This window comes from Actinoplanes sp. L3-i22 (assembly GCF_019704555.1).
GTDB lineage: Bacteria > Actinomycetota > Actinomycetes > Mycobacteriales > Micromonosporaceae > Actinoplanes.
Window position 1 is genome coordinate 11,834,470 of sequence record NZ_AP024745.1, and the last position, 26,811, is coordinate 11,861,280.

Consider the following 26,811-nt stretch of genomic DNA (forward strand, 5'->3'; position numbering starts at 1 on the left):
CGGGCCACCGGCGTGTAAGCCATGTGACCCCCCGAAGCGAACCGACGGACTCGACCGACGCCGGATACGTGGCTTTCGTCGCGGCCGGCTGGAGCCGCTATCTGTGGATGGCGAGCCTCATCACCGGCGACCGGCACCATGGCGAGGAGCTCCTGCAGGAGTCCCTGGTCAACCTGTACACCAAGTGGAAGCGCGTGGCCCGCGACGGCAACCCGCACGCCTACCTGCGCAAGATGCTGGTGAACGGCAACGTCAGCCGCTGGCGGCGCTGGCGGCGCGAGGAGCCGGTGGCCGAGACGCCCGAGCGGCAGGACGGCCGGTCCGCGCTGATCGAGCCGCACGACTCCCTGCAGCGGGCCGTGCTGCGCCTGCCCCGGCAGCAGCGGGCCGTGATCGTCCTGCGCTATTTCGAGGATCTGTCCGAGAAGGACGCGGCCGCCGTGCTCGGCTGCTCCGTCGGCGCGCTGAAGTCCACCCACTCCCGTGCCCTGGCCAAGTTGCGCGCCGAGTCGGCGCTCCTCGAGACCCGCGGCTGACCCTCCCCAACCCTCGAAAGGAACTCCCGTGAGCGACCTCAAGACCTCCCTGCACGAGTGGGCCGCCCGCACCGATGCCGGCCAGGCACCCGTCGGCGACCTGATCGCGGCCGGTACCAAGCTCCGCAACCGCCGCCGGGCCGGTGCCGTCGGCACCTCCGCCCTGGCCCTCGCCGCGGTGGCCGGTGTCGCGTTCTCGCTGTCCGGCACGACCGCGCCGGCCACCCCGACCGCGGCCGGCGACCCCGGCACCGCCGCCACCCCGGCGATGGAGCTGGCCGCGGCGGCCACCTCGACCGCGGGCTCCAGCTTCAAGTTCGCGGTGAAGTCGACGCTGACCCTGGCCGAGTGGAAGATCGACCACGTCACCTCGGTCTGCAGCGGCGCGCTCGACCCGGGTAAGGAGACCGGCTTCGTCGAGGGCGGCGTGTTCGGGACCCGGGTGGTCGACGGCCACTACTACGTCCGCAAGTCCACGCTCTGGGTGGACCGGGGTAAGGGCACGCTCGCCGAGGCGATGCTCTGCAGCGACGCCAAGGCCCCGGCCGGCCTGGCCGCCGACCCGACCGCCGAGCTGAAGACCCTGGCGAAGCAGACCAAGGTCACCAAGACCGCGACCGGTTACACGTTCGTCGGCGACGAGGTCCACGGCACCGTCAAGGTGTCCGGCGGCAAGGTCACCGAGCTCTCCTACTCGATCGACCACAAGAAGTCGGCCGACTACCCGGCCTACACCCGGGAGACCACCCTCAAGCTGTCCGGCTACGGCGAGAAGGTCTCGGTCAAGAAGCCGCTCTGACCCCCGCTGAAACGGGAAAGGGCCTGAACCGTCCTGGTTCAGGCCCTTCGTGCCGTGATCATGGGGGTCAGCGGCGATAGGTCCGCTTGGTCGTCACCTTGAGGTTGCCCGCCCGGTCGTAGGCGCGCAGTTGCACGGTGAACGTCTTGCCGTACTTCTTCGGGTTGAGCGTGAACGTGTAGGCCGACCTGGTGTCGGTCGCGACCACCTTGCCGTTGACCAGCAGCTGGACCTTGGCGATGCCGTTGCGGTCGGTCGCCGTGGCCTTGACCGTGACAGTCTTGCGCAGCTTCGCCTTGTTCGCCGGCGCGCTCTTGAACGCCACCGCCGGAGCGGTGTTGTCGACGATCACGGTCCGCTTGAGGTACGCGTAGTTGCCCAGCTTGTCGATCATCACCCAGGTGACCGTCCGCGCGCCGTCCCGGCCGGTCCGGACCCGGGCCGAGGTCAGCGGGCCGACATTGTCCGGCGCCTCGAGAGCGGTGTAGGCGATGCCGTTGCGGTCGGTGGCCTTGATCGTGGTGACGAACGTGGTGCCCCGGACCAGCGTGTTCTGCGCCGGGGTCACGGTCGCCGCCGGGGCGGCCTTGTCGATGTTCACCGGGAACGACTTCGACGACGGGTTGCCGGCCGCGTCCCAGATCCGCAGCTCCACGGTCGCGGTCGGCGCGGTGATCGCCTGGGCGTCCCACTCGAACGTCGGGAACGACGTCGAGACCAAAGACCCGTTCACCCACCATTCGGTACGGGTGATCGGCGACTCGTCGGTGACCTCGGCCCGCACGTAGCTACGCGCGCCGACCCACCCGGTGCCCTCGTCCAGGCGGTTCGACGAGTACGAGCCGTCGAACAGCACCTGGTCGATGACCGGGTTCTCGTCGTCGACGATGTAGTCGGTGCAGTGGGTCATCAGGTTGCCGGCCGGATCGGCCGCCTGGAAACACGGCGGGGTCGCGCTGTCGGTGGCGTTCCAGGCGTAGGACCACGGCGCGGCGGTGAGCGTGGTCAGCAGCGGGCCACCCAAGCCGTCCGTCACCTTCACCGAGGTCACGTCGGCCGACATGTCCGGCAGGGTGATGGTGACCGGGCCGGACCGCAACGACGACTTGGCCGCCGGCGACAACGAGTAACTGGGCCGCTTGTTGTCCACGTGGACCGGGACGACGACGGGATCACTGACGTTGCCGGCCGCGTCATAGGCCTTGACGGTGATCGTGCTGTCCAGCTCGTTGTCGAATCCCTGCGTCAGGACGATCTTGCAGACCCACTTGTCGGGCTGGGCGGTCGACTTGCCGCAATTGCCGTACGGACCGACCAGCGACGTCGAGGTGACCTCAAGCCGGGTGACCGCGACGTTGTCCGTCACGGTCGCATAGAACGGGTGGACCGCCCGGACCGGCTGGTTCGCGACCAGACCGCTGTCCCGGATGACCGGGGCGGTGACGTCCGGCACCGCGGCGGTCGTGGTGACCACCAGCGACGCCTTGTCGTTCGACTTGTCGCGGTCCTTGGTCCACCGATCACACTGGCACGTCGGGTTGACCTCGATCGGCACGGTGACGTCGCCGAGCTGGTCGAGCCGCAGGGTGATCTTGAAGGTGGCGGTCTCGCCCACCTTGAACAGGTCCGGGGACTGGCACCCGTAGTGGGTCGGCGCACTCAGCACCTGGTAGCAGCCGGGCGCGCTGACCACCGAGGTCCCGGCCGGGATGGTCACGTCGACGAATCCGGGCGACGTACCGCTCCGGGTCATGTTCAGCGTGGCCGGGCCGTCGTTGCGCACGCCGACCTCGGCCTCGACCACGGTGCCGAGCGTGCCGGTGACCGTGCCACCGATCGCGACCAGGTCGCTGCCCTGCTCGCCGGTCACGGCGACCCCGATGTGCTGCCAGTCGCCGTCCTCGCTGGTCCCGAGCCGGTCGCCGGCCGCCAGCCGCAGGGTCGAGCCGGTGCCCGGGGTGCCGGACGCCTGGTGCCCGGCCGCGGGCAGCCAGTGGTAGACGCCGTAGAGGGTGCTCGGCGCGTAGGTGTCCGCCCGGGCCCGGTACGGCAGGACCACCCGGTACGACGCACCCGGCGCGATGGTCTGGTCGAAGGTGCAGGCCTGGGCCTGGCCACCCGTGTAATCACAGTTGGCGTACTGCTCGAGGTTCTCGAAACCCCAGTCGGTGTCGATGGTGACGGTCAGGCCGTCGACCGGCTCCGCGCCGGTGTTGGTGACCGAGAGCGTCGCGTCGAAACGCCCGCCCGGCGCGGCGGCGACGTTCGCCACGACGCCGGCGGTCAGGGTGGGCCCATCGGCCGCGTAGGCCGGAACGGCGAGCCCGGCGACCGACAGCGCGGACGCGGTCAGGCCGCCGAGGAAAAGACGAGAAATGGGGTGCTGCAACGGGTTCCTCCCCGCCGAAGATCAATTGATTCGCATCTTAAAGATCTTCGGCGAGGCTCGCTGTCCCCGTACGGCTCATTTCTTGATCTTGATGGTCGAGCTGACCGCTTTCCCTGCGTAATGTCCGGTCCGCTTGGCGATCACGGTCACCGTCAGCTTCTTCCCGGCCCATGACTTCTTCAGCTTCAGCGACGACGAGGTCGCCACCAGCACGCCGTTGACCCGCCACTCGTACCCGTAGGAGCTGGCCCGCGGCGACCAGACACCGACCGAGACCTTGACCGTCCGGTTCACCTTGACCGTGCCGGTGATCTTCGGCTTGGTGGTGGCCTTGGCCGCCGGCCCATAACCGACGACGTACGCCGCGGTGGTCACCGTGTTGTCCCGATAGCCGAGGCGGTGACCGATAACGGTCACGGTGAGGCGCTGCCCGCGCAGGGTCGCCGGGATGGTGAACGAGGCGTCCCGCGCCCCGCGGATCGCCTCCCCGTTGGCGTACCAGTAGTAGGAGTAGTAATCCACCGCCGGGCTCCACACGCCCGGCTTCACGGTCACCTTGGCGTCGGCCACCACCGGGCCGCTGATCGTCGGCCCGGTGGTCACCGCGAGCTGCGGCTCCAGCACCGTCACCCGGTCGTCGACGAACGTGCGCTCCGGCCGGCCGTAGGAGGTGGCCGTCACCTCGTACGACCCGGGCTCGACGCCGGTCAGGTCGATCTCGGCGGTGTAGAAGGTCCGGCTCGGGTCGACCGACCGCACCACGATCGGCACGATCTGCCTGCCGTACTGGGTGAGCGTCACGGTGTCCTGCTGGTGCAGGGCGTTGCCGTAGATCTTGACGGTCGCCTTGCTCCCGGCGGTCAGGTTGTACAGGCCGCCGACCGAGAAGCTCGCCCGGTCGCAGAACAGGTCGGCGCACGTCGCCTCGGCCCGGAACGGCCCGGTCCCGGTCGCCAGGAACGCGATCAGCGCCCGGTCGCCGGACGGGGCCGGCCGCGGCGAGCAGGTCCAGGTGGCGCCGTTCCCGGCACAGCGGGCGATGGTGCCCTGGCCGTTGATCACCCACGGGACGGCATTCTCGACGGTGAGCCGGAAGTCGTCCTCCAGGCCCATCGGGACGGAGACGCAGGCGGCGCGGTCGGTGGCGGTGAACGTGCCGGTGATCGGGCCGAAGCCGTACGCCGTGCTGTCGGTGAGCACGTCACAGTCGACCGGCTCGGCGTAGTCGTAGCCGACCGCCCAGGTGTCCAGCCGGTAGTCGACCGGCTCGGCGCCGCTCACGATCACCTCGCCGGACGCCAGGCAGGGCAGCGTCGCGCAGGTGTAGAGGCCACCGTCCCAGCCGAAGCGCCGGACGGTCGGCGTGGACGCGCTGTCCGGCGCGGTCCCGATCCAGGAGTTGTCGGTGACCCGGTAGCAGCGCACGTCGCCGGGGACCGCGATCGAGCCGGCGGTCGGCACGCCGCCGAACGCGGTGGAGGCGGGCGCGGCGCAGTTCGCGGCGATCGCGGTGACCTGGCTGATCCGGAACTTCCCGGCGCCGGTGGCGGACCGCACCACCACCATGTGCGAGGAGTCGCCGAGGGTGCAGCCGATCTGCTGGTACGCCGCGGCGGTCTCGTCGGCACACCGCAGGATGCCGTCGTAGTCGTACACCGAGAGCCGGGCCGTGCCGTCACCCTCGACCCGGTCCAGGGTGAGGACCTCCTCGGAGCCGGACCCACCGGCCGGCACGGCGAAGCAGGTCACGAAGTCCGCGCCGGAGAGCGGCACGGTCATCGAGCCGGGCGCGCCCGGCTTACCCGGCGCCAGGGCGGCACAGGTGTTCCCGCGGCCCAGCCGCTGCAACCCGACCTGGTAGTCACCGGCCGCCGGCCCCTGGTTCACCACGATCAGCCGGGTCGGCCGGTCGATCCGGACGGTGCAGCCGGCCGTGGTCGTGACCGGGGCGTTGCACAGGAACGCGTCGCCCTCCTGGACGAGCTGCGTCAGCGGCTGCCGGCCAGGCGCGGCCGGCGGCAGGGTGACCTGGTACTGGCCGGTCGCCACGGGCAGCTCCAGACAGCCCACCGCGCCCACGTGCGCGAACGTTCCGCGGTACGCGTCGCTGAAGCCCTGCCCGGTCACCGGCTCGCAGCCGGCGCCGAACAGCCCGGCCACGGTCGCCCGGAACGGCTCGGCGTACGGCTGCCCGGCGCCCGGGTCGACCACCAGGTAGTAGGTGCCCGCCGACAGGTTGCAGAACGCCTGCGCGCAGGCCATCGAGCCGCTGTAGCCGTAGACCGCGCTGGGCAGCGTCGCGTTGTCCGCGTCGGCCGCCCGGGCCAGGTAGGAGGTGTAGCCCCCGGTGACGGTGAACCGGCGGCACGCGCCACCGGCCAGTTCATCGGTCGGGGCCGCGCCGAACTCGATCGGCGCGGTGACCGCGCACGCCGCCGGATCGACCGGGATCGTCCCCGGCGGCCCACCCGCGGCGGCCGGCGCACCGGTCAGGACGAGACCGGAAGTGATCACCACCAGCGCGGTCGAGGCAGCGGTCAGCATCCGGCGGATCATGGTGCTCACGTCGTGAATGTCTCCCCCGTGCGTGGACGCCCGAGCATGGCGTCCGGCGGAGATCATAAATGGACTCGGCTACCCATGATCATCAACCGTTTCGGCCTTTGTGTACTCGTCCTTCGTGTAGAGCACCTCGCGCGCCTGCTCCGCGGACCGGAAGATCGCCTCGCTGACGAAGTCGAGGAAGCGGGCGATGTTCATCAGCCGGACGGCGGCCGGGCTGTCCGGGCCGAGGACACTGCCGCCCTGCCGGGCGATCTCGGCGAGCCGCACGTTGGCCTGCGCGCTGGCGATCGTCGACTGGTACCACAGCTCGTTGTCCACCGAGTACCGCTCGCGGCGGCGGTCGTCGCGCACCCGGCGGACCAGCTCCTGACTCTCCAGGAACGCGATCGACTTGGAGATCGTCGCCGGGCTGACCTCGAGGCGCTGGACCAGGTCGGCCGCGGTGAGGCTGCCGCCGTCACTGATGTAGAGGCAGGCCAGCACCCGCGACATCATCTTGGCCAGGCCGGACTGGATGAAGATCTCGGTCAGCGTCTCCTCGTACGCCCGGACCGCCGCGGCGTCGCGCCCGTCCGGCTGGGCCGGCGCCTCGGCGCTGCGGGCGGTGGTCGCCCGGCGCTGCCGGGAGCGCCGCTCGGTGGCGTGGTGGGCCAGCTCGGCGCGGTAGCCGCCGGGGCCACCGTTGCGCATCACCTCGCGGGTGACCGTCGACGTCGGACGGTCGAGCTGCCGCGCGATCTCCGCGTAGGCCAGGCCGTCGGCCAGCCCTGACGCGATCTGCTGGCGCTCCTGCTGGCTGAGCCTGCCTCCCGGCATCGCGATCTCCCTCGTCCGTGTCTCCCTGGCGCCGCCAGCATAGCGTTCACTCTCATGCCATTGCAACGAATAGACGGGCGCTGTTGCATTAGCTTCAGGACCATTGCAACGATTTCTCTGCTCTGAGCTGCGGTTATGAGTTTTACGTGCAACAAGCTCGTTGCCTGGATAGCGAACGCAACGTAGCGTTTCCCTCATCGGAAACAACGCATCGAAGGAGCACACAGTGCACAAGTTCGAGACCACCGCCCCGATCGCCGCCGTCCTCGAGATCGCCGCCGGCCGCATCCAGGTCCTCGCCGCCGACCGGTCCGACACCGTGGTCGAGGTCCGGCCGGCCGACGCCTCGAAGAGCCGCGACGTCAAGGCGGCCGAGGAGACCCGGGTCGCCTTCACCGACGGGGTCCTGCGGGTCGAGGGCACCACCACGAACCGGATCTTCGGCAGCTCCGGCTACGTCGAGGTGACCGTCCAGCTGCCGGCCGGCTCGCGGATCGAGGCCAAGGCGGCCGCCGCGGACCTGCGCGGTGTCGGCCGGCTCGGCGACGTGACCTTCGAGGCCGCGCAGGGCGAGATCAAGCTCGACGAGGCGGCCGGCGTCCGCTCCACCACCGCCGCCGGCGACGTGGTGATCGGCCGCCTCACCGGCCCGGCCGCGATCACCACCAGCAAGGGCGACATCCGGATCGCCGAGGCGTCCCGCGGCGAGGTGGTGCTGAGCACCCAGGCCGGCTCGATCTCGATCGGCGCCGCCACCGGGGTCTCCGCGGCGCTCGATGCCCGCACCGGCTACGGCCAGATCAGCAACAGCCTGAAGAACGACGGCTCGATCGCGCTCGACATCCACGCCACCACCTCGTACGGCGACATCGCCGCCACGAGCAACTGACCAGCACACGACTGAGGAGACCCCGGACATGACGAATTCGGCCATCGCGGCGAGCGGGCTGCGCAAGTCGTACGGCGACAAGGTGGTGCTCGACGGGGTCGACATCGCCGTACCGGAAGGAACAATCTTCGCTCTTCTGGGTCCGAACGGCGCCGGCAAGACCACCGCCGTGAAGATCCTCTCCACGCTCCTCTCCGCGGGTCCCGCCTCCGGCGAGATCCGGGTCGGCGGTCACGACCTGGCCGCCGACCCGCAGGCGGTGCGCGCCGCGATCGGCGTCACCGGACAGTTCTCCGCGGTCGACGGCCTGATCACCGGCGAGGAGAACATGCTGCTGATGGCGGACCTGCACCACCTGTCCCGGGCCGAGGGCCGCCGGATCACCGCCGAACTGCTGGAGCGCTTCGACCTGGTGGAGGCGGCGCGGAAACCGGCCTCCACCTACTCCGGCGGCATGAAACGCCGCCTCGACATCGCGATGACCCTGGTCGGCCGGCCGCGGATCATCTTCCTCGACGAGCCGACCACCGGCCTCGACCCGCGCAGCCGGCACAACATGTGGCAGATCATCCGCGAGCTGGTCGCGAGCGGCGTCACCGTCTTCCTCACCACGCAGTACCTGGAGGAGGCCGACGAGCTCGCCGACCGGATCGCGGTGCTCAACGACGGGAAGATCGTCGCCGAGGGCACCGCCGGCGAGCTCAAGCGACTCATCCCGGGCGGCCACGTCCGGCTCCGCTTCACCGACCCGGAGGCGTACCAGGCGGCCGCCGCCGCGCTCCCGGACGCCGCCCGCGACGAGGAGTCGCTGTCCCTGCAGATCCTCAGCGACGGCAGCCAGCGCGACCTGCGCTCGGTCCTGGACCGGCTGGACTCGGCCGGCGTCGAGGCCGACGAGCTGACCGTGCACACCCCCGACCTCGACGACGTGTTCTTCGCCCTGACCGCCAAGCTTGAGGAGACTGTCCGATGAGCACCCTGTCCCTGGCCGTCCGCGACTCGTCGACGATGCTGCGCCGCAACCTGCTGCACGCCCGGCGCTACCCGTCGCTCACGCTGAACCTGCTGCTCACCCCGATCATGTTGCTGCTGCTCTTCGTCTACATATTCGGCGACACCCTGGGCGCGGGGCTCGGCGGCGGGCGGGCCGAGTACATCGCGTACCTGGTGCCCGGCCTGCTGCTGATGACCATCGGCAGCACGGTGATCGGCACCGCGGTCTCGGTCTCCACCGACATGACCGAGGGGATCATCGCCCGCTTCCGCACGATGGCCATCCACCGCGGATCAGTGCTGGTCGGGCACGTGATCGGCAGCGTCCTGCAGTCCGTGGCCAGCGTGGTGCTGGTCGGCCTGGTCGGCGTCGCCATCGGCTTCCGGTCGACGGACGCGACGGTGCTGGACTGGCTGGCCGCGTTCGGGCTGCTGGTGCTCTTCGCCCTGGCGCTCACCTGGATCGCGGTCGGCATGGGCCTGATCAGCCCGAGCGCCGAGGCGGCCAGCAACAACGCGATGCCGCTGATCCTGCTGCCGCTGCTGTCCAGCGCGTTCGTCCCGATCGACAAGATGCCCGGCTGGTTCCAGCCGATCGCCGAGTATCAGCCGTTCACCCCGGCCATCGAGACCCTGCGCGGCCTGCTCCTGGGCACCCCGATCGGGCACAACGGCTGGCTGGCCGTGGCCTGGTGCGTCGGCCTCGCGATCCTCGGCTACTTCTGGTCCACCGCCAAGTTCAACAACGATCCGCACTGACAAGATCAAGACCAAGGGCCTGACCATCGCGTACGCGGTCAGGCCCTTGGTCTTTTGACGAATTACCTGGTGAAGGTGAAGTACCGGTACGAGCCGTAGGCGGTGACGTTCGCCGTGTCCCCCGAGCTCCGGGCGAGGTAGGCGGCCCGGACCCGATAGCGCACCCCGGTCGTGTGGGTGCCGGTCAGCGTCCGCACCGATTTCCCGGCCGAGGTCAGCCCGTAGTAGGCGCCGCTCGCCTTGACCCACTTGCCGCCCTTGTACACATCCACCTGGAAGTACTGCTTCCGGCCCGGGTACGGGTTGAGCACCGTGGTGAACACCGGGTTCGTCGTCTTCCGGAAGTAGTAGTACGACGTCGAGCCGATCTTCCCGATCTTGTACTGCTTGGCGACCGTGGTCGCGACGCTCGCCCGCACGCTGACCGCCGAGGTCACGGTCTTCGCCGGAGTGAAGTCGTCACCGGCGAAGACCGCGGTGATCGTCGTGTTGCGGGTCAGCTTGAGGCTCGCGGTCTTGCTGCCGGTGCCGTCGACATTACCCGCCGCGATCCGTCGATTCGGCTGGTCGCTGCCGGCCGGGTCGGCGAAGATCTGAACCTCCCGGCCGCGGTAGGTGGCGCCGAGCTTGGCCGTGAACGTGACGGTCGCGCCGTTCGCCCAGACGGTGCCGTTGCGGTCGAGGGTGAGCGTGGTGGGCCGGGTCGTGCCGGCATCCACCCCATTGGTGTCCGACGCGGCGGCGTACACGTCGTCGCCGGGGAAGCTGATCACGTAGGTGACCCGGCCGGCGACCGTCTGCACGTCCTGGAACTCGAAGCTGCCGGACGCGGGGACCGTCTCCGGCCCGACCCGCCGGCCGCCGGGCGTCGCGGGATCGGTGCGGGTGATCACCAGCGGCAGACCGGCCACCGCGGGTGTCACGGAGCCGGAAACGGTGTAGGCCTGGCCGACCTCGACCGTGGCCGGCGGCCAGATCCCGACGCTCACCGGCTTCCTGATCGGGTCGTTCAGCACCTGCAACGACAGGATCGGGTCGGGGTGCGACGCCATGCTGGAGGACTTGATCGCCACCGCGAACAGCCGCTTCCCACCGGGCTCCCAGGCCGCGACCGGGGCGGGCGCGGTGAGGCTGAGCGAGATCGGGTTGCCGTCGGCGTCGAGCGCCTGCCCCAGGTCGAGCTGCTTGGTCGGGGCGGCTGTCCCGGGCGTGTAGACCGCGATCGCGTTCTGGTAGCCGTGCGAGGAGCCGGCCGGGACCGCGACCGTGCCGTCGTCGCGCACCGCGGGCCGGCCCGGGAAGGTGTCCGTGGCCTGGTAGCTCTCGACCGTGGACAGATCGGTCGTGGAAAGCGCGGCGACGGTGTTCTGCGGCCCGGTCACGATCAACCGGCTGCCGTCCGGGCTGAAGGCGAGGCCCGCACCGTTGTGGACAGCGCGGTGCGCGATCAGGATCGGCGGATCGGCGGAGACATCGAGCAGGGCCGCCGTGCTGGCCGACGATCCCGGCTCCATGGTGGCGACGAGGTCGGGATTGCTCGGCGAGGTGACGATCATGGGCGGGTAGTCCCATAGATCAAAGATGTCCGGGAACGGTCCGTCGGCGTTGGGGATGTCCGAACGGTGGACGACCACCGGCTCGGGGCCGGAGAGGTCGATCGAGCCGAGACCCTGCCGGCCTTCCCCGAACCAGATCTTGCCGGCCGCCGCGCCGAGCGTCTTCGGCGTGCCGCCGGTGTCGTAGGTCGCCGCCTTCGCCGACGTCGCCGGGTTGAACGCGACGATCGTGCCGGCCTCCGGCACCGCGGCGTACAGCCGGTCGGTGAGCAGCAGGTCACGGACGCCGGGCAGGCCGTCGGTGGTGGCCAGCACCTTGCCCGCGTAGTCGGTGGTGATCACCCGGCCGCCGGTCGGATCGCTCAGGAAGATCCGCTGGTGGGCACCGTCGACGACCAGGTCGCCGACCGAGGTGCTGGGAAGCAGGGTCGCCGAGTCGGCCGCGGCCGGCCCGGTGGAGAGTTGCAGGGCCACCGCGGTGGTACCGGTCATCACGGCCACGGCGACGGCCGCACGAGTCACATGCACCCGCCGAGAGTAGACGATCTTCGACGTGACGCCCGCGACGAAGGGTCGCGGGCGTCTCGTCGTACGGGAAAAGCGGATTTTGATCTTTTAGTTGGTGGACGGCTCGCCGGGGACGTTGAAGAGGGGGAGCCACGGGTCGTCCGCGTCAGTGGGGAATTCCGTCGACGGGGCCTCGCCCTTGGTGTTCCACCGCGCCTCGTAGGGCAGGTCGTTGTAGAGCACCCGGCCGCCCCGCTTGTACGTGCTGTCCGGCGTCCACTGCTTGGTGACGTCCTTGACCAGCGGAACCGGCGTGGGCGCCTTGTCGACCGGGTTGACCGGGCCGATCACCGACCACGCGGTCTGGGTGCCGGCCGGCGGCGCCGCGGACGGGTCGTTGCCGGAGTTGGCCCACTTGGCCTCGTAGACGACGCCGTGCCAGACGACCTTGTAGCCGGTGACGTAGAGCGCGGTGAGCCGCCAGATCGGGTACGGGCTGGTCTTCGGGTCGTCGACGGTGGCCGCCTGGTCCGGGATCTCGACCGAGTCCTGCTTGTCGCCGCTCGATCCCTTGCCGGGCAGCCCGGCGAAGACCTTGGAGAAGGCCAGCGACTCCTGGTCGACGCCGCTGCACGTGTTGGAGTGCACGACGACGTTGGCGAAGGTGCCCTGGCAGGGCGCGTCCCGGTTGATCGACCACATGGAGACCCGGCCGAGGCCCCGGTCGATCGCGAAGTTCGCCAGGCCCTGGGCGTCGTCGACGGTGAAGCGCTCGGCGTCGACGTCGTTCTGGCCGATCATCGGGGTGGCGCCGATCCGCGACCAGGCCTGCGGCGACGTCAGCTTCTGGCCGAGCTGCAGGTACAGGTCGGTGATCTGCTTGTGGGTGCCGTTCAGCGCGCTGGTGCTCAGCGCCAGCATGTCCGGGTGCTTGTCGCCGTTGTTGAAGTCCATCGTCATCACGTTGACGCCGCGCAGCGTGACACCGCCGTCGAGCATGCCGCGGACGACACCGACGCCGTCGGCGGTCAGCCCGTCCGGCGTGACCGGCAGGGTCAGCCACACGGCGAGCGGCTTGCCGGCGCCGGCCCGCTCCTTCTGGACCGCGGCGACGGCCTGCACGCGGCGCTGCAGGGAGGCCTGGTCGGCGGTCGCGGTGCCCTCGATGTCGAGGTCGAGGGTGTTCACGTCGTACCGCTTGATCAGCTCGCGGTACGCGTCGGTGAGCCGGGTCTGGTCGGTACAGGCCACCGCGAGCTCTTTGTTGTTGAGCCCGCCCAGGCTGAGCGTGATGTCGCCGCCGGCCTGCCGCAACTGGTCGATCCGGCGGTCGAGCTCGAGCGCCGAGGCCGCCTCGTCGAGCGTGTACGCGCCGCCCCAGCTCGGGGTGCAGGCGCTCTTCGGGTGGGCGACGACGAAGCCGAGCGCCACGGTGTTGGCCGGGTTCGCGGTCGGGTCCTGGAACTGGAACGTCGGCGTCAGCGTGACGTCCACGTAGGGCACCGCCCAGGACTTCGCGGTCGGGCCGGCGGTGTCCCGCAGGTGGATCACGCCCATCGTGCCGCCGGCGCCGATCAGGCCCAGCGCGAGGAACAGAACTCCCAGCCTCGTCCATGACAGCCGGCGGCGTGGCGGCGCCGGTTCCTGCCAGTCCGGGTCGGCGAGCGGATCGTAATCCGGCCGCGCGGCTACGGGGGTGGCACGGTCCGTCATGAAGGCCCTTTCGTGTTATCGAGTCGTCACACGCTGGCGCACCGGGCCGACTTTTGCGATCGGGCAAAGGGATGACGACCGGGGGGTCGCGGGCACAGTCGCTCCAATCCGGACAAACGAGCGCCAAATCGCGATCTTGCAACGACAATTCCGCCGGGTACTGCCTCGCGGTACCGACGCAAATCGCACCGAAAGGCCCAGACACGCATGCCACGCAAACCGGCGGACCAGCGCAAGCGCGACGCTCAGCGCCAATGGGGGGCCGACCGGAGGACGGATCCTCATCCGATCGTCCCGCCTCCGGTCTCCGAAGGCAGGATCACCCGGGGCCGACTCGCCATCGTGGTGACCATCACGGTCTGGGCCTGCTACCTCGCCTACACGATCTTCCAGCAGTTCATCGAGGGGCATGCCTACACTGCCCGGCTCGGTGCCGAGGCGATCGTGTACATGCTCGTCATCACCGGGCTGGCGGCGTCCGCGATCGCCTACCTGATCACCCGGATCGGCTACTTCTACCGCGGCCGTGGCCACCAGCGTGCGCCGCGGATCATGCTCGACGAGTTCATCGGCGGGAAGACCCCGAGTCTTACGGTTCTGGTCCCCTCGTATCAGGAGGACCTGCGGACCAACCGGAACACGCTGCTGTCGGCCGCCCTGCAGGAGTACCCCGGCCTGCGGGTGACGCTGCTGATCGACGACCCGCGGACGCCGAAGACCCGGGAGGCGCGGGACATGCTCCTCGCCGCCCGCGCGCTGCCCGGCGAGATCGAGGCTGAGCTGAAGGTCCCGTTCCACCGGGTCTCGAACGGCTTCGCGAGCTTCGACGAGCAGGTCCGCTTCCGCGGCGGCTACCTGGTGGTGCCGGACGACATGCGCCGGCTCGCCGACGAGTACCAGTTCTCCTCGGACTGGCTGTACGACCTCGGCGCCCGGCAGGAGATCGTCGACCACACCGACACGTTCTTCGTCGAGCACATCCTGCACCCGCTCGCCGCGGACCTCGGCCAGATCGCCGGCGCGCTGGTCAAGGGCGCCGAGGAGCAGGTCGCCCTGCCGATGGCGCGGATGAACCAGCTCTACCGGCGGCTGCTCGCGATCTTCGACGCGCAGGTCAGCAGCTTCGAGCGCAAGAAGTACGTGTCGCTGTCGCACGAGCCCAACAAGGCGATGAACCTGAACAGCTACGTCGGGCTGATGGGCGGCGCGTACCAGGAGATCAACACGCCGCTGGGCACCGCGCTGGTCACCGCCGGACCGAACCGGGCCCACCTGGTCGTCCCGGACCCGGACTACGTGCTGACCCTGGACGCGGACAGCGTGCTGCTGCCCGAGTACGCGCTGCGCCTGGTCCACCTGATGGAGCAGGGCGCGTACGCGCAGACCGCCGTGTCGCAGACGCCGTACAGCGCGTACCCCGGCTCGGCGACCCGGGTCGAGCGGATCTCCGGCGCGACCACCGACATCCAGTACATCGTGCACCAGGGGATGACCCACTACGGCGCGACGTTCTGGGTGGGGGCCAACGCCGTACTGCGGAAAAAGGCTCTTGATCAGATCTGTGAGGTCTCCTACGAGGGCGACTGGGAGATCAAGCGCTACATCCAGGACCGCACGGTCATCGAGGACACCGAGTCGACGATCGACCTCGGGGTCAACGGCTGGACGCTGCACAACTACCCGGAACGGCTCGCCTACAGCGCGACCCCGCCGGACTTCGGCTCGCTCGCCATCCAGCGTCAGCGCTGGGCCAACGGCGGTCTGCTGATCCTGTCCCGGCTGAAGGACCAGTTCCGGGCGAAGTCGAAGCGTGAGGACAAGAACCGCTTCGGCGAGTACTTCCTCCGGGTCAACTACATGGCCTCCATCTTCTGGAGCTCCGTGTGCCTGGTCGTGATGCTGGTCTACCCGTTCAACAACGACCTGCTCAACCCGATCCTGCTGCTGGTGTCGGTGCCGTACTTCTTCATGATGGCGGCCGACCTGAAGCACCTGGGTTACAAGCGCTCCGACATGCTGCGGATCTACGGCTTCAACCTGATCCTGCTGCCGGTCAACCTGTCCGGCAGCATCGCCTCGCTGCTGCAGCTGCTGACCGGTGAGAAGAGCTCGTTCAAGCGCACCCCGAAGGTCCGCGACCGCACCACCGCGGCCACCTCCTACCTGCTGCTGCCGCTGGCCCTGATCGCGCTCTGTATCTACACCGTGTGGCACGACATCCAGCTGCGGCAGTGGAACAACCTGGTCTTCGCCGGCCTGAACCTGCTGCTGTCGACGTACGCCATGATCGCGTTCGTCGGTCTCGGCAACACCGTCGTCGACCTGGTCACGCACCTGCGCGACTGGCTGGTCCCCACGGTCAAGCCGAAGAAGGTCAAGAAGAAGAAGGCGGAGAAGAAGGTGGCCGGCGCCCCGGCGCCGAAGGCTCCCGCGGTCGGCGACTGGGCGACGGTGCTGCACTACCGCCAGGAGCACGGCCAGGCGGCCGGCCAGGTCACCGTGCGGCTGCAGCGCAACGACGCCGGCGCGTGGCAGACCGACCGGTCGAAGTCCTCGTCCACCCGCGCGCACCTGTTCGAGGAGTTCAGCTTCTTCACGGTGTTCCAGCCGATCATCAACATGATCAACGGGCACGTCGTCGGGTACGAGGCGCTCACCCGCTTCGCCGACGGCAGCAACCCGCGCGAGGGTCTCGAGGCGGCCGCCCAGCGCGGCGTGCACATCGCCCTGGACGCCGCGCTGCTGCAGGCCGCGATCGCCTCCGCGAACTCGCTGCCGAACGGCACCTGGCTGGCCGTCAACGTCACCACCGACCTGCTGCGCCGCCCGCACGAGCTGGCGCCGCTGCTCGCCGAGGCGAAGCGGCCGCTGGTGCTCGAGGTCGGCGACGCGGCCCCGGCGGACCTCGCGCAGCTCGGCGGCGTACGGATCGCCGTCGACGACCTGGGCGCGGGCTACGAGACGCTCGCCCACCTCGAGTCGCTGCGCCCGGCCTTCCTGAAGCTGGGCCTGGACACCATCGAGGGCCTGGAGAACGAGACCGCGCGCCAGGCCGCGATCCGGTCGCTCGTCGAGTTCGCCGAGCAGCACGGTTGCACGATCATCGCCGAGGGGATCGAGACCGCGGCGCAGCGGGACGCGCTGGTGGCCTGCGGGGTGCCCTTCGGCCAGGGCTTCTACCTGGGCAAGCCGGTCCCGGTCGAGCGCGTCCTGGCCGGCGTCGGCGGCTGGTAGACCCACCCGGTCTGTTTGCCGAAGCGGCCGTGATCAGCATTTTCGCTGGTCACGGCCGCTTTCTTGGTCCGTCGGAAAAATTCTCGAAAAAGTTTGGCGGAGGTGTCACCTGAGATGTGGGTGAGGTGGCGTCTATACAGGCGTCAGTCACTCATAGCAGGGAGCAAGAAAATGCGCGCCACCAAGACCGTTCTGATCATGGCCGCCGCCGCCACCATTGCCGGCCTCACCGGTTGCGCCGGAAACAGCAAGCCGGCAGCCAGCCCGGCGGCGCCGGCCGTCACCCCTGGTCAGCAGCGCGCAGTCGAGCCGGTCGCAAACGTCACCGCGCTGAACGGCACATTCTTCTACATGGGCGGCTACAACATTTCCGGCGAGTTCTTCTCGGTCCAGAACGGAAAGAAGAAGACCGTTGCCGCGGACACCCGGGACGGATTTCAGTATTACGCGTCGGTCTCCCCGGACGGAAAGCACGTCGCCTATCTCGGCTCCGGAATGAAGGTGGTCGTCTCCGATGTCGACGGCCGCAACAAGAAGACGTTCGCGGTGAAGCTCGGCCTCGAAGCGCACGGTCCGGCATGGACCGCCGACAGTACCGGGGTGATCGGGGCGCTGGCCGCGAAGTCGGGCCCGTCGACCGCCGGTGTGGTCCGGATCGCCGACGGCCGGTTCATCGCGCTGCCGAAGTCGGTGCAGGGCGGCTACCACTACCGGATGTCCGGTGACGGCAAGCGGATCTTCTGGGTGTCCTCGAAGATGGCGGTCTACTCGGCGGCCGTGGACGGCAGTGCGGTGCGGCGGATGCCGGTCTTCGGCCTCGACACCACCAAGGCGCAGAACCCGAAGCACCTGCTCGCCGGCGACCTGGGGCAGGTCGACTTCACCGGTAGCCGGGTGACCGTCGCGGTGCGCGGCTGGGCGAACACGCACGCCGTCGACGCGTTGGGCGCCGACCGGTCCGACACGCTCGTCGACACCGCGACCGGCCAGGTCCTGCCGCTCCCGCTGAAGGGCTACGTCCTGCACGTCATGCTGCTGCCGGACGGCTCGGTGCTGACGCTCAGCGGCGAGGGCGACTCCGCGGCGAAGAGCCCGGTGTTCACCCTCTTCTCGAAGGACCTGAAGAAGGTCCTGACCCAGCCCACCAAGCTCGGCAACAACGTGCTCCGCGACTACCGTATGTAAACACCAGCCCCGATGCCCGGTCCTTAACAGGGGCCGGGCATTTGTGTCTCCACGGTTAAGAATATTGACAGTCACCTTCGCCTTGGCGATTATCTGAGAGCGCTCTCTCGAACCCGCTGACATCACCGTCGCTCCCCCCGACAGCTCCGAGACCTCAGCGGGCACGTCCTCCACCGCACCCCGAGGAGTCCCCATGTCCACCCGAACCAGGCTGCTGAGCGCGCTCGCCGCGCTCGTCGCGGCGATCCCGATCGGTGCGGCCGTCGCCGCGCCGGCCGCCCAGGCCGTCGGCCCAAACCTGCTGCCGTTCACGGTGAGTAACAGCACCGGGCGCGGCGACGCCGTCTACCTCTACGTCATCGGCGTCAACCTGAACACCGGCCGGCTCGGGTACGTCACCGCCGGCGGCACGTTCAACGCCTGGCCGGCCGGCTCGCTCCCGCCGTCCCCCGCGCCGGACGTCGCCATCGGCGGACCGGGCAACGGCGGCAGCACCACCGTCCAGTTGCCGCGCAACTTCTCCGGCCGGATGTACATGTCCCTCGGCGCGAAGCTGAAGTTCTTCCTCACCCCGGACGGCCTGGTCCAGCCCGCGCCGTGGGCGTCCGGCGACCCCAACCACGACATCCTGTTCGACTGGAGCGAGTTCACCTACAACGACTCCGGCCTGTGGCTGAACAGCTCGCAGGTGGACATGTTCGCGGTCCCGCACGTGGTCACCGTCTCCGGCAGCGACGGCACGAAGAGCACCGGCGCGGTCGTCGCCAACGGCCGGCAGAACGTCATCGACCAGATCAAGGCGCAGTCCGGCTGGGCGAACACCGTGGTCACCCGCTCGGACGGGACCGTGCTGCGGGTGCTCTCGCCGGGCAAGGCCGCCGGTGCGGGGCTGCTCAGCAGCACGTACCTCGACTCGTACATCAGCTCGGCCTGGAACGCCTACGCGAGCAAGACGCTCACCGTCGTTCCGTTCGGCGACCAACCCAACACCAAATTCCTCGGACGTACGTCGGGCAACACGATGACCTTCACCAACACGTCGGGTGCGCAGGTCGCGTCGTTCAACAAGCCGTCCAGTGCGAACGTCTGGGGCTGTGACGGCAACCTCGCCGCCCCGAACGACCTGGTCGTCGGCCCGATCGCGCGCACTCTGTGCGCGGCGCTGAACCGGGGCACGCTCGGCACCATCGACACGCAGCCCGGTGGCTCGGCGGCCGACTTCTACAAGAACAGCCCGACGAACCAGTACGCGCGGATCATCCACGCGAACATGGCGGACGGGAAGGCTTACGCGTTCGCGTTTGACGACGTACAAAATCAAGAGTCTCTGGTCTATTCGAACAATCCCTCGTCGGCCGGAGTCACCCTCTCGCCGTTCACCGGCGGCACCGGAGGTGGCGGCGGCAGCACCGGCGCCACCACCATCGCCGCGCCCGGCGGCAAGTGCGTCGACGTGGCCGGCGACGACATCGGCGGTGACGGCGCCGCCGTGCAGCTGTGGGACTGCCAGTCCTACGCCGTCGACCAGCACTGGGCGTGGACCGGCCAGTCGCTGACCACGCTCGGGATGTGCCTGGACATCGCCGGCGGCGGCACCGCCAACGGCAGCGTGCTGCAGCTGCACAACTGCACCGGCAACGCGGCGCAGACGTGGATCGCCAACAGCAACGGCAGCATCAGCAACCCGCAGTCCGGCCGGTGTATCGACACGCCGTCCGGCAACACCGCCAACGGCACCCGCCTGCAGATCTGGGACTGCAACGGGACCGCCGCCCAGAAGTTCGCCAAGTCCTGACCGCCGGGTCCCCGGACACCCTCGGGGGTGTCCGGGGATCGCGTTTCAGTTCCCGTAGCGCGCCGACCGGCCGAGCTCCTCCTCGATCCGGATGAGCTGGTTGTACTTGGCGGTCCGGTCACTGCGCGACAGCGACCCGGTCTTGATCTGCCCGCATCCGGTGGCGACGGCCAGGTCCGCGATCGTGGTGTCCTCGGTCTCGCCGGAGCGGTGCGACATCACCACCCGGTAGCCCGCCCGGTGCGCGGTGTCGACCGTACGCAAGGTCTCGGTCAGCGTGCCGATCTGGTTGACCTTCACCAGGATCGCGTTCGCGTAGCCGCCCTCGATGCCACCGCGCAGCCGGTCGGCGTCGGTGCAGAACACGTCGTCGCCGACCAGCTGGAGCCGGTCGCCGGCCTGCGCGGTGAGCTTCTTCCAGCCGGCGAAGTCGTCCTCGGCCATCGGGTCCTCGATCGAGCTGATCGGGTACCGCCCGGCCAGGTCCAGCAGGTAGGCGATGTGCTCGTCGACGGTCCGGGTGCGCCCCTCCCCGGAGTACCGGTAGACCCCGTCACGGAAGAACTCCGAGCTGGCCGGGTCGAGACAGACGGTGATGTCGACACCGGGCCGGTAACCGGAGTCCTCGATCGCCCGCACCACGAACCGCAGCGCCTCGTCGGCGTCCCCGAAGTTCGGCGCGAACCCGCCCTCGTCACCCACGTTGGTGCTGTGCCCGGCCGCGGCCAGCTGCCCCCGCAGGGTATGAAAAACCTCGGATCCCATCCGTACGGCCTCGAAGAAGCTCGCCGCCCCGACCGGCGCGATCATGAACTCCTGGAAATCGAGCGGGTTGTCGGCGTGCGCCCCGCCGTTGATGATGTTCATCATCGGCACCGGCAGTGGTCGCTCCCCGACCCCACCGACGTAGCGGTAGAGCGGCAGCCGGTGGGCCTGAGCCGCCGCCTTCACCGTCGCCAGGGACACCCCGAGGATCGCGTTGGCACCGAGCCTGCCCTTGTCCTTGGTCCCGTCCAGCTCGATCATCGTCGTGTCGATCAGCCCCTGCTCCTCGGCGTCCAGCCCGGTCACCGCGGCGGCGATCGCCCCGTTGACCGCCGCGACCGCCCGACTGACCCCCTTGCCGTGGAACCGCTCCGGGTCACCGTCACGCAGCTCGACCGCCTCGTTCGCCCCCGTCGACGCGCCGGACGGCACCGCCGCCCGCCCGAACGAGCCGTCCACCAGCACCACATCGACCTCGACACTCGGGTTGCCCCGGCTGTCGAGGATCTGCCGCCCGATCACCCGGCTGATAGCCGTCATCGCCAACTCCCTGGTCCCGTCGTCACTGGCCGGGACCAGCCTGGCCGCCCACGGGCCGCCCTGTCACCGCGACAAGGATCGCGTTGACCCGCACCCCGAGGTACGGGTCTAGAGTCCCCGACTCTCCCGATCAGAGCTGCTATAGGCTGCCGTCGCAGTGATCTTGGGGGATGTCTTGACTCTCGCACTCCGGCACACCGGATTCGTCACCGCGGCCGCACTGGTCGCCTCACTCATCACCACCTCACCGGCCTTCGCCGCCACCGCGGCGCCGAAGGTCTACGCGTTCACCTCGCAATACTGGGTCGGTGGCGTCACGCCGGTGACCTTCGAGACGCAACCGGGCGAGGACCTGGCCGCGGTCACCAGCCTGACCCTGTTCGCCGACGGCAAGGAGGTCGGCACGGACACCGCCGCGCCCTGGGGCATCGACTGGGACACCACCGGTTTCGACGGTCTGCTGCTCCTGAGCACCCGGGCCACCACGGCGAGCGGTTCGGTCACGACGGACGGCGTCCATGTCAACGTCGACAACAACGCGCCGACCGACCTGACCGTCGGGTTCCCCCGGCAGAACGGTTACATCGGCCAGGGCGGTGAACTCGCCGTGGACGCGAACGACGACGTCTTCGTCATCGGCTCCGAGCTGATCGTCAACGGCGAGGTGGTCTCGTCGAAGAACCTCGCCGACGGCGGCAACCTCGACCTGCCCTGGAACGTGGCGGTTCCGAACGGCCCCACCAGCATGACGGTTCGCGTCCGGGACAAGGTCGGCAACGTGACCGCCCTGACCAGGACGGTCATCGTCGACAACGACCGCCCGGTGATCACCGGCAGCACCACCGCCGGCAGCGTGGTCCGGGGCAGCTTCACCGTCTCGCTGAGCGGCTACCGGGACACCAGCCCGTTCATCGCCTTCGAGGCCTCGCTCGACACCCCGACGCACTTCCGCTCGTACGGCCGGGAGAACTCCCGCACGGTCGCCATCAACAGCCGCGAGGTTCCGGACGGGAAGTACACGCTCGGCTGGCACGCCTTCGACGCGGCCGGCAACGAGGCGGTCCTGAGCCGGTCCCTGATCGTCGACAACCGGGCGCCCACGGTGTCGATCGGCAAAGCGCCGAAGAACCAGGCGAAGGTCGGGAAGAAGTTCGCGGTCCTCGCGAAGGCGAGCGACACCTACGGCATCGCCAAGGTGCAACTGCTGGTCAACGGCAAGGTCGTCAAGACCGACACCGCCGCGAGCTACTCCTTCGTGATCGACCCGAAGAAATACGGCAAGAAATTTACGGTACGAATCCGCGCCTACGACCGGGCCGGCAACGTCCGCGACACCACGACGCGAACCTACAAGCGCTAGCCCGCACACCGATGCGCCGCGTCCGGGACCCCGGTCCCGCGCGGCGCATCGGGACGGTTACGGCAGCTCGGACGGGCGGTGGGTGGTCGTCCCGGCGGCGGTGTGCACGACGACCGTCAGCTTGTCGACCTCGCCGCCCTCCGCGCCCGGCCACCAGGCGGCCCACCAACCCGCCTTCACGCTGGCCTGGAAGACCTTGCCGCGGTCCAGCCGGACCTCGACGCCGGTGACCCCGGGACCGGCCAGGCCGACGATGTTGGACCACATGCCGCGGCCGGAACCCAGCGAGCTCATCGTCTCCAGGGTGACCCCGTTCGGGGCCGGGGCCGGCGGCTTCGACGTCGCGTCGGTCAGGCCCATCGACGCGAACTGGTCGGCGCCGGCGGCGAGACACTCGATGACGGCGTCCCCCTTGCGCATGATCAGCAGAGTGGCCCTACCGCGCTGCTCGGCCAGCAGCACGTCGGCCGGGTCAGCGGTCGTCGCGCCGCCGCCGACCTGGTTGCCGGCGCACTCCCGGGCCTGCGGCAGCACCTGGTCACCGGTCCGGGAGGTGGGCGCGGCCGTCCAGGACGCCACCGCTTCCTCGGCCGCGCCGGGGATCAGGGCCGGCACCACGACCGCCCCCACGACACCGGCCACGGCGGCCGCGGCCCCGGCGAGCAGCCAGCGGCGACGGGACAGCCGGGCCGGCTGTCCGGCGGTCATCATCCGCTCCACGGCGGCCTGCGAGCGGGTCCATTCCATGGCACTGGGCTCGCGCCCCCGGGCCGGGTCGAGCACGGCGAGGCTCCGCAGGTCGTTCATGCGTTCGTCCATGACTGCTGCTCCTTGAAAACGGAGGAGAAAGAGGCGGTGGAGGCGGTGCCACCGGGGTCGAGGGCGGTCTGCAGCCGGGTCCGGGCGCGGGACAGCCGCATCGCGAACGTCGACCGCCGGCAGCCCAGCACGGTCGCCGCCTGCTCGGCGGTCAGTCCGTCGAAGGCGACCAGCGCGAGCACCTCACGGTCCGCGGCACTCAGCGACCGCCAGGCCGCGGCCAGGTCGACCCGGTCCGCGGCCGCACCGGCGCCGTCCGGCGCGTGCTGGACCTCGACCCGCATGAGCCGGACGTCGAGGGCGCGGCGCCGCAGCCACCCACGGGTCTGATTCGCCATGGTCTTCCGGGCGACCGCGAACAGCCACGGCCGGGTGTCCTCGGGCAGCTCGTCGAGCCGCCGCCACGCGGTCATGAAGACCGTCGAGACGACGTCCTCCGCCTCGTCGGGCGGGACGCGCCGCTCGACGAACCGCAGAAGGTCGGCGAACGTGTCCCGGTGCAGCGCCCGGAACCGTTCCGCGTCCTCCGCGCGCCTCATCTGCGTACTCCTTGGTAGTCCATGCCCCACACCTGTCCGGCCCGGCGGCACGTGTCACACCCCGTACCAAATTTTCTTGTCGGTCTTGATCGGCAGTTTGTCCGGACATGACAAGGGCCTGTCCGCGAATCCGCGGACAGGCCCGTCACCGGAACCGGGTCAGCCGATCTTGCGGCAGTTCATCGGGGCGCCCTTGGTGACCAGGGACTTGCCGAACTTGTTGAAGTCGCCGCTGCCGGTCACCGAGAAGACGCTGAAGTAGACCTCGCTGCCCTTGGGCATCACCGTCGGGTTGATGACCAGGTCGTACCGGGAAGATCCGCCGGTCAGCACCTGCTTGACCTGGAAGACCTTGTCGGACTCGGGGAGCTCCGCGCCCTTCGGCTCACAGAGCACGCCGGACTTGACGACGGCCGGGATGCCCGCGCCGGCCAGGGCCTTCTCCAGGACCGTGGGGTCCAGCAGCTTCTTCGGGTCGAGGGTGACCTTCACCGAGCCGTCGGTCGCCTTGGCCAGGGTGAATCCGACCGTCTCCATGGCCGGTGCGCTGGTCGCGGTGCCGCCGTCGGCGAGCGGCTGGGTGGTGGTGGGGGTGGTGGTGCCGGACTGGCCTCCGGAGAACGCGACCGCGAGCGCGGCCACGGCGGCGAGTCCGCCACCGGCCACCGCGCCGAACAGGTTGCGGTTGCGCCGCCGGGTCCGGCCACGCTCCTCGATCGCTTCGACCGGGCGGTCCATCTGCACGTCAGAAAGGGTCTGCTTCACGGCGTTCAACACCTCATCGTCGTTCATGATCAATTCCCTAGCTGGCTACGGGCGTCAACTGCGCCCGCAGAGTGGCGATGGCACGAGACAGATGGACAGCTACCGTCGGGGCGGCGATCCCCAGTTCTTCGGCGACCGTTCGCGTGTCGAGGTCCAGCCAGATGCGCAGGACCACCACCTCGCGTTGCCGGCGCGGCAGCGACCGGACGGCGGCGAGCAGGGACGCGTCCGCACCTGAGCTCACCTCGCCGAGCCGCTGGTCATGGCCGTCGAGCGCGACCTCACGCCGACGCCGGCGCCACCACGACACCCGGACGTTCAGGGCGGTGCGCACCACCCAGGCCGCCGGTGCGGGATGCCGGCTCACCTTCGACCAGGACGACCAGGCCCGGGCGAACGCCTCCGCGACCAGGTCCTCGGCCAGCGCGCGATCCCCCGTACCAGCAAGGACGGCGCGCAGGCAGTTGTCCCTGGAGCGCTGGTAGAAGTCCGCGAAGTCCTTCCGTTCTCGTTCCACACCCGGCTTACGCATCAGCGCCCCGATCCATTTACCGCCCGGCCGGAGAATTTTGGCCACGCCCGGCCCGACCACGGTCTCCAAGGACGGGGGTGCGGGGATCGAAAACCAGAAAAACGGCCGTGATCCTGTTCTCACAGGTCACGGCCGTTTCTTGACGTGCGTCTTGGTCGTCTCCGTCAGCGGATCCCGCCCGGCACCGGGCCAGGCCAGTACTGCTCGGAGTACTCGCAGTTCACGGTGACGTCGGCCTCGCTCGCGTAGCAGTTGTCCCCCTTGTCGGTGGCGTTGTCGCCGCCGTCCAGGTGGTCCGTCTCCGTGCCGAGGCCGCCGCCGGTGTCCAGCCAGTCGTCGCCGGCCTCGCCGGACAGCGTGTCGTTGCCGTCGTCGCCGGAGAGCAGGTCGTTGCCGGCGCCACCGCGGAGCACGTCGTCGCCGCTCTCACCGAACAGCCGGTTGTCCGACGCGTTGCCGGTCAGGTGGTCCGAGCCCTGGCCGCCGACGACCATCTCGACGTCCGAGCCGACCGTGTCGTGCTCGCCGGCCTGGCCGTCGTCCCGGGACGCGCCGTCCAGGTCGACGGTGATCGGCCGGGTGTAGCCGAAGTAGTCGACGGTGTCCTGGCCGGCGCCGCCGAGCAGGATGTCCGCGACAGCGCTCGCCGAGTCGTAGTCGCCGACCAGCGTGTCGTTGCCGTCGCCACCCTCGAGCCGGTCCTGGCCGGTCCCGCCGTCGAGGTAGTCGTTGCCGCCCAGGCCGCGCAGGGTGTCGTTGCCGGGGCCGCCGGTCAGCAGGTCGTACCCGGCGTGGCCGGTCAGCCGGTCGTTGCCGTTGCCGCCCTCGATCCCCTCGAGGTCGGCCAGCAGCGTGTCGTGCTCGCCCGCCTGGCCGTCGTCACCCTTGACGCCGTCCAGGTCTGCGGTGATCGCCTTGGTCCGGCCCTGGTAGGAGACGAAGTCGACGCCACTACCGCCGCTGATCACGTCGGCGCCGCTGGAGGCGTACGGGATGGGGTTCTGGTAGAGCCGGTCCTCGCCGGCCCCGCCGTACTCGCTGTCGTTCCCCGGGCCGCCGTCGATCGCGTCCTGGCCGGCGTCACCGTACAACCGGTCGTTGCCCTCCGAGCCGTCGAGGGAGTCGTTACCGGCCTCGCCGTGCAGCTGGTCGGCACCGAGCCCACCGAAGAGATGATCGTTGCCGGCGCGGGCCCAGATCTGATCGTTGCCGTCGCCGCCGGTCAGCGAGTCGGCGCGCGGACCGCCGTAGATCTTGTCGTTGCCGTCCCCGCCCCACGCGGAGAGCGACAGGTCGGACTTGTTGACCACCGAGTCGTTCTTGGCGCCGAGCGAGACGCTGACCCGGGTCGGCGTCGTGCCGGTCGTGCAGCGGACCTTTGACGTGTCGACCTTCTTGCAGCCCTTGCCGGGCTTGACGGCCACCACGTCGTCGATCGTGACGGTCCGCCCGGAGCGGGTGATCACGACCCGGTTCGTCTTGTTGGAGCCTGCGGTGAAGACCACCTTGGTGCCACTGACCGACGCGACGCCGGTGGTGGCCGCTTGCGCCGGCGCGGCGAGCACGCCGACCGTGGCGGTGGAGGTGAGAAGGACCAGACCGGCCCTGGAGAGCCAGAGTGAGCGGGACATCGAAAAACTCCCCCGAATCAGAAACTGATCAGGATCATAGATGCCTTGTACGGTTTGGACGATCCCGTTTCGTCGCTCCCCGAATCGGCCTGGGCCGGGTCGGGCACCCGTCCATCATCGACAT

Annotated in this window: 20 protein-coding genes; 9 read left to right on the forward strand and 11 right to left on the reverse strand. The window is 69.7% G+C overall.

Annotated elements, in window-relative coordinates:
* Nucleotides 1-23 precede the first annotated feature (23 nt).
* On the forward strand, nucleotides 24-536 hold the full coding sequence (locus L3i22_RS52450) for a SigE family RNA polymerase sigma factor (protein WP_221324824.1): 513 nt from the start codon (nucleotides 24-26) through the stop codon (nucleotides 534-536).
* 28 nt (nucleotides 537-564) lie between these two features.
* Nucleotides 565-1,335: a hypothetical protein gene (locus L3i22_RS52455; RefSeq protein ID WP_221324825.1), complete on the forward strand. Its 771-nt coding sequence runs from the start codon at nucleotides 565-567 to the stop codon at nucleotides 1,333-1,335.
* Nucleotides 1,336-1,402: 67 nt separating this feature from the next.
* Here the strand turns inward: L3i22_RS52455 and L3i22_RS52460 are convergent, their stop codons facing one another.
* From L3i22_RS52460 to L3i22_RS52470, 3 genes are all read right to left on the reverse strand, one after another.
* Nucleotides 1,403-3,724, reverse strand: coding sequence for an Ig-like domain-containing protein (locus tag L3i22_RS52460; RefSeq protein WP_221324826.1), 2,322 nt, complete (start codon nucleotides 3,722-3,724; stop codon nucleotides 1,403-1,405).
* A 75-nt stretch (nucleotides 3,725-3,799) separates the two neighbouring features.
* Nucleotides 3,800-6,289 carry a hypothetical protein gene (locus L3i22_RS52465; RefSeq protein WP_221324827.1) on the reverse strand — a complete coding sequence of 830 codons (2,490 nt, stop codon included), beginning with the start codon at nucleotides 6,287-6,289 and terminating at the stop codon, nucleotides 3,800-3,802.
* A 69-nt stretch (nucleotides 6,290-6,358) separates the two neighbouring features.
* A complete protein-coding gene (locus tag L3i22_RS52470) occupies nucleotides 6,359-7,105 on the reverse strand; it encodes a helix-turn-helix domain-containing protein (protein ID WP_221324828.1) in 747 nt (248 codons plus the stop codon).
* Between the two features lie 226 nt (nucleotides 7,106-7,331).
* Here L3i22_RS52470 and L3i22_RS52475 point away from each other — a divergent pair, with 226 nt between their 5' ends.
* The 3 genes from L3i22_RS52475 to L3i22_RS52485 are packed head-to-tail and all read left to right on the forward strand — an operon-like array spanning nucleotide 7,332 to nucleotide 9,746.
* Nucleotides 7,332-7,994, forward strand: a complete 663-nt coding sequence (locus tag L3i22_RS52475) for a DUF4097 family beta strand repeat-containing protein (RefSeq protein ID WP_221324829.1) — start codon at nucleotides 7,332-7,334, stop codon at nucleotides 7,992-7,994.
* 28 nt (nucleotides 7,995-8,022) lie between these two features.
* The gene (locus L3i22_RS52480; RefSeq protein WP_221324830.1) at nucleotides 8,023-8,967 is read left to right on the forward strand and encodes an ATP-binding cassette domain-containing protein; all 945 of its coding nucleotides are present in this window, start codon (nucleotides 8,023-8,025) and stop codon (nucleotides 8,965-8,967) included.
* A complete protein-coding gene (locus L3i22_RS52485; protein WP_221324831.1) occupies nucleotides 8,964-9,746 on the forward strand; it encodes an ABC transporter permease in 783 nt (260 codons plus the stop codon). The genes L3i22_RS52480 and L3i22_RS52485 overlap by 4 nt, the downstream gene beginning before the upstream one ends.
* Nucleotides 9,747-9,808: 62 nt before the next feature.
* On the opposite strand, the gene L3i22_RS52490 is transcribed toward L3i22_RS52485, so the two are convergent.
* Nucleotides 9,809-11,830: a hypothetical protein gene (locus L3i22_RS52490; RefSeq protein WP_221324832.1), complete on the reverse strand. Its 2,022-nt coding sequence runs from the start codon at nucleotides 11,828-11,830 to the stop codon at nucleotides 9,809-9,811.
* An 87-nt stretch (nucleotides 11,831-11,917) separates the two neighbouring features.
* A complete protein-coding gene (locus L3i22_RS52495) occupies nucleotides 11,918-13,522 on the reverse strand; it encodes a chitinase (RefSeq protein ID WP_221324833.1) in 1,605 nt (534 codons plus the stop codon).
* A 342-nt stretch (nucleotides 13,523-13,864) separates the two neighbouring features.
* Here L3i22_RS52495 and L3i22_RS52500 point away from each other — a divergent pair, with 342 nt between their 5' ends.
* The 3 genes from L3i22_RS52500 to L3i22_RS52510 all read left to right on the forward strand — a co-directional run bounded on the left by L3i22_RS52500 (nucleotide 13,865) and on the right by L3i22_RS52510 (nucleotide 19,736).
* On the forward strand, nucleotides 13,865-16,756 hold the full coding sequence (locus tag L3i22_RS52500) for an EAL domain-containing protein (protein ID WP_255657807.1): 2,892 nt from the start codon (nucleotides 13,865-13,867) through the stop codon (nucleotides 16,754-16,756).
* 171 nt (nucleotides 16,757-16,927) lie between these two features.
* Nucleotides 16,928-17,941: a hypothetical protein gene (locus L3i22_RS52505; RefSeq protein WP_221324835.1), complete on the forward strand. Its 1,014-nt coding sequence runs from the start codon at nucleotides 16,928-16,930 to the stop codon at nucleotides 17,939-17,941.
* 193 nt (nucleotides 17,942-18,134) lie between these two features.
* The gene (locus tag L3i22_RS52510; protein WP_221324836.1) at nucleotides 18,135-19,736 is read left to right on the forward strand and encodes a beta-1,3-glucanase family protein; all 1,602 of its coding nucleotides are present in this window, start codon (nucleotides 18,135-18,137) and stop codon (nucleotides 19,734-19,736) included.
* Nucleotides 19,737-19,781: 45 nt separating this feature from the next.
* On the opposite strand, the gene eno is transcribed toward L3i22_RS52510, so the two are convergent.
* Nucleotides 19,782-21,041: a phosphopyruvate hydratase gene (gene eno, locus L3i22_RS52515; RefSeq protein ID WP_221324837.1), complete on the reverse strand. Its 1,260-nt coding sequence runs from the start codon at nucleotides 21,039-21,041 to the stop codon at nucleotides 19,782-19,784.
* A 175-nt stretch (nucleotides 21,042-21,216) separates the two neighbouring features.
* Here eno and L3i22_RS52520 point away from each other — a divergent pair, with 175 nt between their 5' ends.
* Nucleotides 21,217-22,401, forward strand: coding sequence for an Ig-like domain-containing protein (locus tag L3i22_RS52520; protein ID WP_221324838.1), 1,185 nt, complete (start codon nucleotides 21,217-21,219; stop codon nucleotides 22,399-22,401).
* Nucleotides 22,402-22,458: 57 nt separating this feature from the next.
* Here L3i22_RS52520 and L3i22_RS52525 read toward each other — a convergent pair whose 3' ends face one another.
* The 5 genes from L3i22_RS52525 to L3i22_RS52545 all read right to left on the reverse strand — a co-directional run bounded on the left by L3i22_RS52525 (nucleotide 22,459) and on the right by L3i22_RS52545 (nucleotide 26,687).
* Nucleotides 22,459-23,220, reverse strand: coding sequence for a hypothetical protein (locus L3i22_RS52525; RefSeq protein ID WP_221324839.1), 762 nt, complete (start codon nucleotides 23,218-23,220; stop codon nucleotides 22,459-22,461).
* Nucleotides 23,205-23,759 (reverse strand): RNA polymerase sigma factor, encoded by a 555-nt coding sequence (locus L3i22_RS52530; protein ID WP_221324840.1) that lies wholly within the window; start codon nucleotides 23,757-23,759, stop codon nucleotides 23,205-23,207. The genes L3i22_RS52525 and L3i22_RS52530 overlap by 16 nt, the downstream gene beginning before the upstream one ends.
* Before the next feature lie 159 nt (nucleotides 23,760-23,918).
* Nucleotides 23,919-24,551, reverse strand: coding sequence for a hypothetical protein (locus L3i22_RS52535; RefSeq protein ID WP_221324841.1), 633 nt, complete (start codon nucleotides 24,549-24,551; stop codon nucleotides 23,919-23,921).
* Between the two features lie 10 nt (nucleotides 24,552-24,561).
* Entirely contained in the window at nucleotides 24,562-25,041 is a 480-nt protein-coding gene (locus L3i22_RS52540) for a sigma-70 family RNA polymerase sigma factor (RefSeq protein WP_255657808.1), read from the reverse strand.
* Between the two features lie 179 nt (nucleotides 25,042-25,220).
* Complete coding sequence (locus L3i22_RS52545; RefSeq protein WP_221324843.1) at nucleotides 25,221-26,687, reverse strand: calcium-binding protein; 1,467 nt, start codon at nucleotides 26,685-26,687, stop codon at nucleotides 25,221-25,223.
* Nucleotides 26,688-26,811: the final 124 nt, after the last annotated feature.

Excerpts from the sequence above, each read along its gene's own strand:
- L3i22_RS52525 (WP_221324839.1), bottom strand. The coding sequence starts at position 23,220 with ATGGACGAACGCATGAACGACCTGCGGAGCCTCGCCGTGCTCGACCCG.
- L3i22_RS52505 (WP_221324835.1), top strand. The coding sequence starts at position 16,928 with ATGCGCGCCACCAAGACCGTTCTGATCATGGCCGCCGCCGCCACCATT.
- L3i22_RS52495 (WP_221324833.1), bottom strand. The coding sequence starts at position 13,522 with ATGACGGACCGTGCCACCCCCGTAGCCGCGCGGCCGGATTACGATCCG.
- L3i22_RS52530 (WP_221324840.1), bottom strand. The coding sequence starts at position 23,759 with ATGAGGCGCGCGGAGGACGCGGAACGGTTCCGGGCGCTGCACCGGGAC.
- L3i22_RS52485 (WP_221324831.1), top strand. The coding sequence starts at position 8,964 with ATGAGCACCCTGTCCCTGGCCGTCCGCGACTCGTCGACGATGCTGCGC.
- L3i22_RS52510 (WP_221324836.1), top strand. The coding sequence starts at position 18,135 with ATGTCCACCCGAACCAGGCTGCTGAGCGCGCTCGCCGCGCTCGTCGCG.
- L3i22_RS52545 (WP_221324843.1), bottom strand. The coding sequence starts at position 26,687 with ATGTCCCGCTCACTCTGGCTCTCCAGGGCCGGTCTGGTCCTTCTCACC.
- L3i22_RS52480 (WP_221324830.1), top strand. The coding sequence starts at position 8,023 with ATGACGAATTCGGCCATCGCGGCGAGCGGGCTGCGCAAGTCGTACGGC.
- L3i22_RS52470 (WP_221324828.1), bottom strand. The coding sequence starts at position 7,105 with ATGCCGGGAGGCAGGCTCAGCCAGCAGGAGCGCCAGCAGATCGCGTCA.
- eno (WP_221324837.1), bottom strand. The coding sequence starts at position 21,041 with ATGACGGCTATCAGCCGGGTGATCGGGCGGCAGATCCTCGACAGCCGG.
- L3i22_RS52535 (WP_221324841.1), bottom strand. The coding sequence starts at position 24,551 with ATGAACGACGATGAGGTGTTGAACGCCGTGAAGCAGACCCTTTCTGAC.